The sequence below is a fragment of the Verrucosispora sp. TAA-831 genome, from assembly GCF_050780145.1.
In the GTDB taxonomy this organism is placed as follows: Bacteria; Actinomycetota; Actinomycetes; order Mycobacteriales; family Micromonosporaceae; genus Micromonospora.
This window is the reverse complement of the sequence record NZ_CP192240.1, coordinates 1,354,413-1,366,205: the sequence shown is the minus strand read 5'-3', so window position 1 is coordinate 1,366,205 and position 11,793 is coordinate 1,354,413. Positions and strand designations below refer to the sequence as shown.

The following is an 11,793-nucleotide window of genomic DNA, read 5'->3' as shown; positions in this document are numbered from 1 at the left end:
GTGGCCGAGCGCGTCCCGCAGCTACCCCATCCTCGATGCCGTGACCGCAAAGCGCGCCGCTCCGCCGAAGTCAAGCTCAAGCTGCCCCCGGCCAGTCACTGCCGCGCCACTGCCTTGAGCACCTCAAGCTCCGCATCGTCATGCGTCGACCCGATGTGCACGACATCGCGACCCACGCCGCCCCGTCCGAGCCACAGTTGCGGCACGGCGTCAATTCAGAGTCGACGCGAGACGCGGAGCCGGTATCACCACGTCACATCGAGGTGTGGGTACAGAGCCCCGAATGAATTCAAGATGCCGAGCTGCGGACGGTTCATACACGATCGCCCCGTCCAAGTAGCGCACGACCACTGATCCTGAGCAGCAGCGGCCCTTCCCCGCCCCAGCCGACGGCCATGACTCCAATAGATGCCCCCTCCCTGCAGGAAGCTCGTCCGATGAGTGGCAATTCTTGCTGAGTTGGGTGCAGGCGACGCGTGCAGCGGGAGCTGCCTCCCGCACGCCCTCTAAAATCTGCGGCAATGGATTCGCGAACCTGCTTCTACCGAGTGAAAAGACCACCACTTCCGGTTGGACCGCGCTACATAGGTCCCGTGCGAAAGCTCGGTTGTCCCTGCCACCGGAGCCGCCATGATGCGGAAACACTAGGAGGGGAGCGCGCAGGTCAACACCCCGGCTAAGAAGGGACCTGAACCCTGCGTCATCTAGATCCCCTGGCAGCAGGGCGACAGGAGTCCCGTCAAATTGGACACGAATCACAGCCGACATGCGATTGCTAGTAATTGGTCCGAGTTTGTGTCGTGCAGGTGTCGGACCGATTCCAGCCATCACGATATCGGGGTGCAAGACATCAATGGAGACTCGGTCGAAGTCCAAGTCTCGGTCGACCCCAACGTTCAAGTTGCTGTGGTAGCGCAAGAGCCGCTGTTCATGACGTAGTGCAGCTTGGTGAAGGAGGTCTAAGTAGGTCTCGGTGTCCTGAATTGCTGTAGGACTACACCACAGGTTGTCGATCGTCACTGCCGGGTCTGCCAGCATCTTGGCCGCTCCACCAATATGATCCTGATCTGCATGCGAAAGAAGAAGATGGACTACCTGTTCGCAGCCGTTGCGGGTCAAAGCAGGGATGAGTTGTTTCGTTTGCGGAACGTCAATCAGTGCGGACCGGGCCCCATCCCGGACCACTGTGCAATTTCCGTGCCCTACGTCCAGGACCACGAGTTCTAGCATATCCGGACTGGAAGCTGGCTGCACCTTGTCATGCCCTTTCACTTCCAGCCCTCCGGAAGCCCGGGCGCGGGCCTAATATTCTTGAAGTACAGGTCTCCACCACTTTCCGCGTAGATATTCACCTCTGCAACGAAGCGAGTCCCCCTAAGAACGACGCCATCAATCGAAAGACCGTCGGTAACAATCGATGCTGGCATGTCAACGGCTTCATTCGGCCGCCATGCAGTCACTAAAACTTCAGCAACCGTGCCGCTAGGGCCGGCCCGAAGCCCCTTGACCCGAACCACGGCTTGGTAGGCACGACGCTCTTGGCTGAATTCACCGAGGCATTCCGCTCTCGCTTGCTCAAGGGCCCCACGAATCTTTGCTGGATCACCAACATCCGTCCCTCGGTTCAAGAGGCGAGGGATATCGGCGCGCCAGGCGCGAATCGAGGTGCTTTCGTCGCTATTGGCATAACTGGTCATGAGAACTGCCGGAATCTTTCGCTGATTGCTTCGTGCGACAAACTCGGCGCCGTAGTAAGGTATGCTCTTCTTCTTACCCAGGCGGTGGTCGCTAATCACTGCGCCAGCGACGGCGCGGACTTCCTCGATCAAGAAATCAACGCCCCGCGGGTCCGGTGGGACCCAGATCGGCTTGAGGTCGAGGTCTTCTAATGTCCAGACGACGGCGCGAAGGTTTGCCTCATCATCCTCCACCACGGCGATACGGTCTCCGGCGCGAAGTTCTGCGACCATCGCTGGCAAAAGGTGCTCCCTGCGGAATCATTGTTTCCTAAAAACTAGATACGCGAAATAACGCGAGGAATCTCGATGTTGAACTCCGCTCCTCCAAGCTCGCCTTCCGCCTTGCCGTTGACCCGGCCGCCCAGATCACGTGTCACGTCGCTGACGATTGTCAGGCCGAGGCCGGTCCCATCCTCCCGTGTTGTGACGCCAGGCAACCATATATCCCCAATAGCGACTTTCCCTGTGTCAATACCCGGCCCATTGTCGAGCACGCTTAGGATGACCAGGTCATCGGTCGTTTCTGTTCGAATCACGATCGTTCGCTGATCCGCGCCTCCGCTATGAGGGTGAAGAAACGCGTAGGTTGCGTTCGCCAGCAAGTTCGCGAGTATTGCCTCGATGGCTGAGACGCTTGCCTGAACAGGGGTCCCCATCTCGGAAAGCTGACGCTCGACCAAAATAGCTGCGCTGTCCAAATGTGGCTGAAAGATCGGTAGAAGACCATCGACCACATCGTTAACACTGACGATCTGAGGCTTACGCTTTCTGCGATGCAGTAATCGAAGGGGAATTTCAGCGAACGTCCTCAGAGACGTAGCGGCAGCCTGGATCGCACTAACCTGGTCGCCGAGCCGCCGGGGATAATCCTCGATCAAAGATGCACCACGGCGGGCGATCACGCCCGCTGCCTGTTCGATGAGATCTACCGGCTGCTTCGTCTCGTGGGCGAAGACCGCCGTCGTCGTGCCCACCGTGCTCAGGGTCCGATAGAGGACCAGATCACTTTCGACCGAGCTTACTTTCTCGTCGTAGGCCGATTTGAGATCGTCCGTTGCGGCACGGACCTCGGCTCGCTCGCGCGGAGGTAGCGACTGGATTGCGTTCTCAAGGCGAGTCAGTGCCGACCGCATTCGGTCTCGATTCTCCGCCTTCCGCTCAGCTTTACGCGCCTCACGAATTCGTAGGCGTTCATTGGCCGCCCAATCGAGTACGTTACGGCCAAATCGAGCGAGTTCCCGGAAGCTCGAAGTCTCGAGGAAGCCTGTCCGGTCGGTCTTAGGTATGAGTAGTTGAGCCTCGTCGACGACAGAGATTCGACCCAGGGCTGTGTTGGTGCCGGGGCGGAGTTCCGGGCTGCGAACCCGCCGCAGATTCATGTCAAGCCAGTCGTGACCCTCGTCCCCGTAGGGGTGAACGCGAAGCCCGCGGTGATAGAGGTGCACACCGCCGACTGCACGGAGCCACTTCTTTACCTCGGTCACCGTGCGCTTCGTGTTGCGCACGACAAAAGCCTCGTTACTCAACACAAAAGCCCAAAGCTCGAACGTGGCCGCTGGCGCGAGGTACGCCAGGGCGGGTTGCTGGCCTCGCTCCGCACCCGCCGAGCTGATCGCGAAGTGGTCGCCCGTCGCCACTTCTGATCCACGCCAGTCCACCAACTTCGCAGAGGCCTGCCCGTTATCGTCCAGTTCTGCTACAACCCGATACTCGGCTTCTTCAAAATAAGTAGTTCGCACGATTTTCTCGAGCATCCTAAATTCGGGTGCATCGAGGGTGGTTCGGAAGCCCTCTGGTCCGGGAAATGGTCCTGTCAGCAGAACAAACGCCCGGGCGAGGCGTTCAACGTCCTGCGAGTCGAACCCCGCATTTAGGTCAACAATCTCGATTTCCGTACCTGAAGGCTGCGTTGTGGGACGCCTATCCAGCGCCAGCGGAACGTCTTCGACCGCCTCGGCACCATCGAACGCGGTCCAGTCAATGCGGAGGATGTACTCGGTATGAGGCTGGGTCTTCGGGCGAGTAGTGAGCGTGACAGCGCGACCGAGCCGGAGGGCCGCTAGCCGGCCTAAGCCCTTCTCGCCGACCTTTCGTCGACCAGTACGACTGTGGGTGGCTTGAGCCTTGGACGACTTCCCGAGGAGGAGCCAGCCACTAATGATTTCGTCGCCCGTCATACCGTCGCCGTTATCAGCAACGGTTACACGCCCGCCTGCCACATCAACACCATCTAGCTCGACCGTACACATCGTCGCATCGGCGTCATAGGCGTTGCGCACTAACTCGACGACTCCGAGGTCAGGGTGCGGAACAAGTTCCTCGCCGAGCCGGCGCAAGATCTCGGGCGAGAAACGAAGGTTGACCTTGGTCATCTAACTGGCTCCCATGAGGACGTGTCTCTGCCTGCTAGCCAGCAGCGGGGGTTCCTTAGAGTAAGTCGGTGAGTGTGCCTTGTACAGGTCGGCAACTGTGTCGGGACCCCGACTCGGCGACTTTGAACAGATGAGAACTCGATTTCTGCGCCTCCGCACGGCCCACCGGCCCGGCCGAACACAAACTCGCCCTCCACTGCTCGAGGTGGGACTTCGCGATCCAGTTGATGAGGGATGCCCCGCCTGCTCGAGACCGGCGGCTTCAGACTGCAACTACACCCCTGATCGCGAGAGCCAACTTACGGAATTTCTGAATTCCATGCATGACACCATTTGCAATACGCCGCTCCACCATCAGCAATTTGTTTGCATTCAGGACATTTCCTCCTCACATACAGCTGACCACTATATACATATGTCCTACTCATGCACTGAGAGCAATAAACCGTATCGTCTTCCTCAAAGAGATATTCCGCTTTCCCGCACGAAGCGCATTTGATCACCTCTCCACTCGTCACATCGGGCATTGGGCTACTCTGGGCAACAACTTATGCCAGTGACTCCCCCCGATCTCCATAATCCAGACGAAGGTTCCGTTCGCGATGTTGTCATGCCGGCGCTGGCGTTCGGCGAATTTTCTAATACTCCTATAGGCGGTCGTGAAGCCAGCGATCTCTAGACCCTCCGCTGCGAAGGAGGTGGCGATCTCGTCCCGTCGTAAATAGTCGAGTTCACCGTCGTTCTCCACGCAGTCCACGACCCAGAAGCGCCGCGATACTGGATTGCGAAGGATGATATCTGGCCAACGAGAACCCAGGTTCAGTGGTATACCGAGGCGATGAACATCATCTCGGAAGGCCTCGCCAATACGGTCGCCATCCCGATCGTCGACGTATACCACCTCGTAGTCTGCAAGGAAGTTAGCGCAGTAGAGACTCACTGTCGTGGGAACAAGCCTCCCACCCTCGTTGGCGGCCCACGCAGCGGCCTCTGCCGTCTTCATTCGCGCTCTCCGTGAGTCCGTCCCCCTAATCCACTCTGAGAGCGCTGCTTCAAACTCCTCGCCTGTATCGCTGTGCAGAAGGGACCGAAACTCGTCGTCGAGCATGTACGAATCGTAAGGGCTCTTGGGTTTCCAGTAATATCGAATGAACTGACGCTGGCCGGGATCGGCTGTTCCTATTATCAGGATCCCGGCTTCGCGTAGGGGCAATTGGACATAATCCCGATTCTCGCGATCGGGAGTTGAGCGCCCTATTCGACGGGCCACTTCCTCTAGAAGCTTCCTGTTTGGCGCACCGTCCGAAAACTTGAAGCCCAGCTTCGCCATCGCTTTGATAGGGTTTGGCAAGTTCTCGTCATCCAAGGCGAGAATGGCCGCCTCGCGCTCCGGCGAATACTGGCCCAAGGCGGTTAAAACCCGGGCAATGCGCTGGCGCTTCTCGTCCTCATTGATCACCTGTTGAGTGTGCCGCTGACACAAGCCGTTGTCAGCAGAGTCGCACGGCGTGTCGACAGTGACGACGGCAAGAACATCGACGCTTGCCGGAAATAGCACGGTAACTAAAATTGACTGGACTGCCGCGCTAGCCCGATTTGCGGGGGGTTTGGCTAGCTCCTCCGCCAGATTGACTCGACAGCGAGTCGATCTCGTCCTACCGAGTTCACTCCGAAGCCGCCCTCACGCGCCCCTGCCGGAGCAGCTCCTATACCGGCCAGCTCCGGAGGGGCGCTCCGCCACCGCCTTCACCGAGGAGGCGACCGCGACGCCCTCGCAAGATCAGTTGACCTCTGGTCTTGGCTGTGCCTCGTAGGGCCCGAGGAAACGCTCGCCGTTGAAATGGATCAAGTGCGTAGGAGCGTCCCGGATCCACACGTCTGTCTCCCAGGCAATATCGACGGCGGCGGCCCGGAAGGTGGCTCTGTCCGGGAAGGCGGTCACGAACACCAAACCGGGGCGACAGCCGGCAAACAGCTTCCGCAGCTCATCGACTCGCTTTGCATCCATTGGGCCGACTGACTGGTATGCCTCGACGCAGACCAGCCAGTCCCGGTCGACGTCATGCAGAAGCACGTCGGGCATCTTGCCATGCGGGTCGACCTTGATGCCGAGGTCGGCGAGGTACGTCTCTTCGTTCACGACCCACTTGGCACCTGTGTCGCCCAGGTACACGACCTTGGCGCCCGGGGTGTAATAGGCCGCGAAGTCCTCTACTACCGCCGCGATCAGAGCGCTGTGCTTACCGGCGCTGAGCGTCACGTTGGACTCGTCCGGCAGCCGCACCGGCACCCGGTGCCTCTCCCGCTCGGCGGCCCACCGGTCCCGGAGCGACCCGAGTTCCTGCTCGAACCTGGCCCGAGCGGCAGGCCAATCCGGCGTGCCGAAAGTCCGAAGCGCGGCAAGCGCGATTTCCGTCGGCCGGTACGAATAGTCGCCGCTGTTCACCGCCCGGTCCGGCGCGTCGCTGTTGGCCTCAAGGATTCCCGCAGCCATGAGCTGGTGAACGCTGTCCTTGCGGACGCTTTCCCGACTGTTGGGGGCATATCGAGCTGGGTCCTTCCGCCCCTTCTTCACCCAGGGGTAGCGCGCCACCATCCAGTTCATGCTCTCAGTGATACCGAGTGTTTGCTGTCGCGCTGTTGCCCACGGCCTATCGGCGTCCAGGTCAAGCATGCTCAGAAGCACAAGAGCTGTGCGGACGTTCTGCTGCGGCGTAGGTAGCCCCAGCTGCTTCAACGCGCTTTGCGCCTCTCGAACACGGGCATTCTGCTCATCTTCCGCAGACACAGGGGTGCTCCAAGGTCACAGGTACAGGCCTGGCAACACATCATGCACGACTGGATCCACGGAGTCGCTATTGACCGGCTGCCCGATCCTCGATCCGATCAGGCGCAGCTGCTCCAGCGACGGGTACCGAAGGCTGCGCAGGTCGCCCGCATTAATCTGTGTGTGGCCGCTGAACAGGCGGACGAACTGGTCGACCGGCGCACTGTTCAAGAACGCCGCCAAACCGGCCGCGACCTGGGGATCCATGCCAGCCTTGTTCGCGTGGAAGACGTTCAAATGGTTCTCGATCGCGACGGTCGCGCCTGGTAGGTCCTCGGGCAGCAGCAGCGCTGCGCTGATCCGCCTTGGCTCCTCTTTGGCGCTGAACCTCTTCACCAGCACATACGCTCCTGATGGAAGCAGAAGTGGCGCGGTGTCGATGTTGTCGGCCAGGGCGTTCGGCTTGCGGCCCGTAGGCATCGGCCAACTGATCCGCCCGGCGCTCAAGTGCCCTGGATAGAGCAGCGGTACCGTGCCCACACCATTCTCAGCCCGCAGGTTGTCCCGAGTCCGGAAGTCTACTACGCGGCCCGTGCTTACCTTCAGCTCAAGATCGGCAAGCGAGGCGGGCAGCTCAGCCACCCTCTCAGCCAGCTTGAGGCCGGTGATGTCAGTCGTGATCCGGATGAATGACTTGGGATCGGTCGGGCTTACCACCTGCCCATATGGCACCTCATGCGAGATCGGGCGATCGGTGTACCCCTCGCTGGTCGAGATCCGTACGGCGCTCGGCACGTCTCCAACGACTGCCCGGAAGATCACGTTCTCTTGAAGAACCTCGCTGTCCGCGAACACGACGTTGCGCTTGCCGAAGACATGCAGGTTACGCAACGCAGCGGTACTCAGAAGCTCCTCCCGAAACTTCTGGAAGTAGGTGCCGTTTGCGAAGCTACGCGGGGTGATAGCAATAAGCTGACCGCCAGGTGCAAGCAGCCGCAACGCGAGCAGGACAAATGCCGTATAGAGGTTCGTCGTGGGCGCGCCTACGGAGTCCAGCACGGCACGCTCAGGGCTGTCGGCGCGGATCTTGCGGTATGGCGGATTCAAGATCGCCAGATCGAACTGCGGCTCTGCACCAGTCCGTAGCTGTTCGGAGGCCCAAACAAGGAAGTCGTCGGTGTACTGATCGAAAGTGACGGGGTGCGCATCGGCGCAATCCGCGAGTGTGGCAGCCAGCTCGGCGTTGACATTGGGATCAACCTCGAACGTCGTCAGGTGCAGCTTCAGATCAGGAGCTTCGCGGGCGGTTCGCGCGACTAGCGCCGCGGTGAGGGACCCCGTACCGGCACCCGCGTCGAGGCTGCGGATGCTCACCTTATCAGGAAACTCGGCGAGACCAACGATCAGGTCAGCGGCTGGCGCTGGCGTAAAGAACTGCCCGAGCTTGGCGCGCGTTACGTCGGTCAGCTGTGCACCGCACGTGAGCCGGCGTTGCTCCGCGCGCGCCATGAGGTCGTCGGGCGTGGTTGTCATGCGCTCAGTCTGCCTGCTCGTAGTAAAAGGATCGAGTCAGGGCTGGCAACGAGGTTGCGGTGTCTCGGGCTGCCACTGCCTGTCGGCGCTGCTCAGGGCAGCGAGAACATCGCCGCCGGGTTGCATGAAGCAGCTCGGGCACGACGGACGAGGTGCCGGCAGGCCGGGTCAAGGCGCAGAGTTCCTGAAAGCAGCTGGCTTCGACCGACGGGGCCAACGCTCGCGGCCAGTCGAACCGCGCCGCCAGCGGACGCCACGTCGGCAACCGACGGGTTCAGGGCCGGGCACGGATCCGGCACAACCGAGCGCGAGTAACGACGAGAGACGGCGGAAGTCGACGCAGGGTTTCAGCAGATTAGAAGCCGTGCCCGGATCCCGTGAAAGGTCAGGACACCGGGGCTCTACTTCCAGAGAAGATGTACGGGAGGGGGCTTGACATCCTCGGTAGCACGCTGCGGTGCCTCAGATCTATTGGCGCTGCCTGGATCAATGGGCAGACGCCAGCTGCGGGCGCTGATCCTGTGGCGGCGGGTGGGCAGCCTTCGGGCTATGCCGGCCTCGTCGTCCCACGTCGACGTGGGACGACGGCGGCAGTTGCTTCGGCTGCGGCGTGTGAGAGTTCGGGGAGGACGTCGCCGTAGAACTTGGCGGTGAAGTGTGGGCTGGAGTGGCGGAGTCGGTTGGAGATGACTTTCATCTGGACTCCGGCGGCGAGGCCCATGGTGGCGGCGCCGTGGCGGAGATCGTGGAGTCGGATGGGTGGTAGTCCGGCTTGGGTGGCGAGGTGGTGGAAGTGGTCGGTGACGTCGGCGGGGTGGAGCCGCTCACCGGTCGGGGTGGTGAAGACCAGTCCGGTCTTGGTCCAGGCGGCACCGGCGGCGAGGCGTTCGCGGTGTTGCCGGGCGCGGTGGGCGCGTAGGACCGCGACGGTTTCGGTGTCGAGGGCGACGGTTGCTTCGCTGTCGGTGGTTTTGGGGGTGTCGATGGCGGTGGCCCAGCCGTGTTGGACGAGTTGCCAGCGGACGGTGAGGGTGGCGGCGTCGAGGTCGAGGTCGTCCCAGTGCAGGCCGCAGGCTTCGCCTCGTCGCAGGCCGGTGAAGGTGATGAGGTGGTAGAGGGCGTAGAGCCGATCGTTCGCGTCGTGGGTGTGATCGAGGAATCTGCCCGTGTGTTCGGGTGTCCAGATCATGACGGGGCTCGGGGTCTTGCCGGTGTCGCGCCAGGTGCGGATGCGTTGGGCGGTCCAGACGGTGGGCTTGGGCGGTCGGGCTGTGGGTAGTTCGATCATGAGGGCGGGGTTGGTGTCGATGTAGCGGTGGCGGCGCATTGCGTCGTTGAGGGCCTTGCGCAGGGTGGCGTAGATGACGTGCATCGTTCTCGGGCCGACGATTCGCTGGTTCCTGACCTGGTCACGTTTAGCCGGGTCCCGGCTGGCACGCAGAGTGGCGATGGTGGTGTTGCGTTCGGCGATGGCGTCGTACATGGCGTCGATGTGGCCGGGGCGGAGTCGGTCGATGCGCAGGTGGCCGAGGTGCGGGATCAGGTACAGCCGGATGTGCCCTTCGTACGAGCGCAGCGTGCCGGCCTTGATGTTCTTCCGTCCGGCAAGCCAGTCCGTCAGATACGCCTCCATGGTGGGTAGCTCGGTGGGGGTGATGTCCAGGTGCAGCGCCCGCCGGATCTGATCCGGTGTGGGGATGGGCGCGCCGGACTTGACGGCGCGCTCGATGAGGTCGCCGGTCTTGATGGTGACGTGCGGGTCGGTGGGGTCGGGCACGGCCAGGGCGGCGCGGATGCGGTCGAGGATCGCGTCGGCGTCGGCCTGGGTGGTGTAGGGGCCGTGGCGGAGTGGGCGGCGGTGCCGTCGGCGCGGGCGGGGATCTCGATCTGCCAGTGCCAGTGGCCGTGGGTGCGGGACCAGCCGCCGCCGGGCCGACGAAGCTGGGGACAGGAACGTCCGAGTCGCCGGCCGGTGGTGGTGTCGCGGCAGCCGCAGCGTTTGAAGGTGGATCCCTTCATGGGTTGTCTCCTGGGTGCTCGGCGTGGTGCCGCCAGCGGTGTCGGTGGTAGTCCGCTGGTGGCGGGGTCGTTGCATCCACGCTCGTCACGGGGGCGGAATCAAGTCGCCGGCCGTCGTCGGGGGTCGGGGCGGTGTTGTCGAGGAGGAGGAGTCGGAGGAGGCCGGCGACGGGGACGATGATGCGGCTGCGGCGGTGGGCAGGGTGGTGGCGGCGCCGAGCGCGCGGATCCGCTCGACGGTCCACGGCGTACCGGCGGTTGGCGGGTGTGGGCTGGTCGTTGCGGTGTCGCGGGTTGAGGTGATGTTGGTGTTCACGGTGTCGGTTCTCCTGACTGCGGTTGACGCTGATGCGAGGCGAGTGAGGTGGTGGGCGTAGGAGCGGCGGGCGGTGCCGGTGGTGCGCTGTCATCGGTCTCTGTCTCGGCCTGACGGTCATGAGACGAGGACGCCGCAGGTTGGTCGGCTTTGAGGATCTTCAGCAGCTGCGATGCCCTGGTGTTGGACACGGTGTGCCCGGTCGAGCGCAGCGCCGCGGCCAGTGCGGCGCGGGTCAGCGGCTTGCCGTCGGCAGCACGCTGCTCCCGGACGCGTCTGGCGACGGCGAGCAGCTCGGCGGTGTCGGTGGGGTGGGCGGACGGTCCGCGTCGTGACGACCGGCGTCGCTGCACCGGTCCACCAGCACGGGGACCGTCCGGCTCGTGGTGATCGTGATGGTTGCCGGTGTCGTGGACGGTCCGCGCATTGGGTGGTCGGTCGGGATCCGGTGGGGTGGACCGGCCGTCGCGGTCCCCGTCCGGCTCGGCCAGGATGACGGTGGTGGACTGGTCCGCCGGCTCGGCGGTGGACGGGGCGGTGTCCGCGTGCGTGGGCGTGGATGCGGCGGTGTAGCCGAGGGCGATCTTGACCATGACGAGGAAGCCGAGAGCGGGCACGGCTGCGGCGATCCAGCCGATCGGTGACGGCTCGGCCTCCACGACCTGCGCCGCGAGAGACAACGTCACCGCGCAGGCCAGCACCGTCGCCGGGAACACCACCGACACGCCGGATCGTTTACGGCGGCGGAGTTCCAGGCCGGAGGCGACCGACATCAGTTCCAGCACGATCGCGTCCGCCCACGCCAGCCAACCCGGCTGGCCGTGAGCGGCGGCGACGTCGCGGACGTGGGTGAAGCTGGCCGCACCAGCAGCCCCACCGATAGCAAGCATGATTACGACCTGGACGACACCCTCGGCCCGGCTACGCCCCGAACTGGCATCCGGATCACCTGCTGCAGTCGTGGCGGACCACCTCCCCGGACCGGACCGCCCCCGGTCCCGGTCCCGGTCGCCAGAACGGGACGAGCGGACGGACGGCCCCGACACA

At 62.9% G+C, this 11,793-nt stretch carries 7 protein-coding genes and 1 pseudogene; all 8 read right to left on the bottom strand.

The window, feature by feature from the left end; all coding sequences use genetic code 11:
- Positions 1-210: 210 nt before the first annotated feature.
- Positions 211-1,230 carry a ComEC/Rec2 family competence protein gene (locus tag ACQVFL_RS06225; RefSeq protein WP_431729779.1) on the bottom strand — a complete coding sequence of 340 codons (1,020 nt, stop codon included), beginning with the start codon at positions 1,228-1,230 and terminating at the stop codon, positions 211-213.
- Between the two features lie 38 nt (positions 1,231-1,268).
- The gene (locus tag ACQVFL_RS06220; RefSeq protein ID WP_431728916.1) at positions 1,269-1,970 is read right to left on the bottom strand and encodes a hypothetical protein; all 702 of its coding nucleotides are present in this window, start codon (positions 1,968-1,970) and stop codon (positions 1,269-1,271) included.
- A 44-nt stretch (positions 1,971-2,014) separates the two neighbouring features.
- Positions 2,015-4,111, bottom strand: a complete 2,097-nt coding sequence (locus ACQVFL_RS06215; RefSeq protein ID WP_431728915.1) for a sensor histidine kinase — start codon at positions 4,109-4,111, stop codon at positions 2,015-2,017.
- Between the two features lie 514 nt (positions 4,112-4,625).
- Entirely contained in the window at positions 4,626-5,570 is a 945-nt protein-coding gene (locus ACQVFL_RS06210; RefSeq protein WP_431728914.1) for a BsuBI/PstI family type II restriction endonuclease, read from the bottom strand.
- A gap of 321 nt (positions 5,571-5,891) precedes the next feature.
- Positions 5,892-6,899 carry a BsuBI/PstI family type II restriction endonuclease gene (locus ACQVFL_RS06205; RefSeq protein WP_431728913.1) on the bottom strand — a complete coding sequence of 336 codons (1,008 nt, stop codon included), beginning with the start codon at positions 6,897-6,899 and terminating at the stop codon, positions 5,892-5,894.
- Between the two features lie 15 nt (positions 6,900-6,914).
- Positions 6,915-8,411, bottom strand: a complete 1,497-nt coding sequence (locus tag ACQVFL_RS06200; protein WP_431728912.1) for an Eco57I restriction-modification methylase domain-containing protein — start codon at positions 8,409-8,411, stop codon at positions 6,915-6,917.
- Between the two features lie 547 nt (positions 8,412-8,958).
- A pseudogene (locus tag ACQVFL_RS06195) lies at positions 8,959-10,430 on the bottom strand (tyrosine-type recombinase/integrase).
- Positions 10,431-10,742: 312 nt separating this feature from the next.
- Positions 10,743-11,636 (bottom strand): DUF2637 domain-containing protein, encoded by an 894-nt coding sequence (locus tag ACQVFL_RS06190; protein WP_431728911.1) that lies wholly within the window; start codon positions 11,634-11,636, stop codon positions 10,743-10,745.
- Between the last annotated feature and the right edge of the window lie 157 nt (positions 11,637-11,793).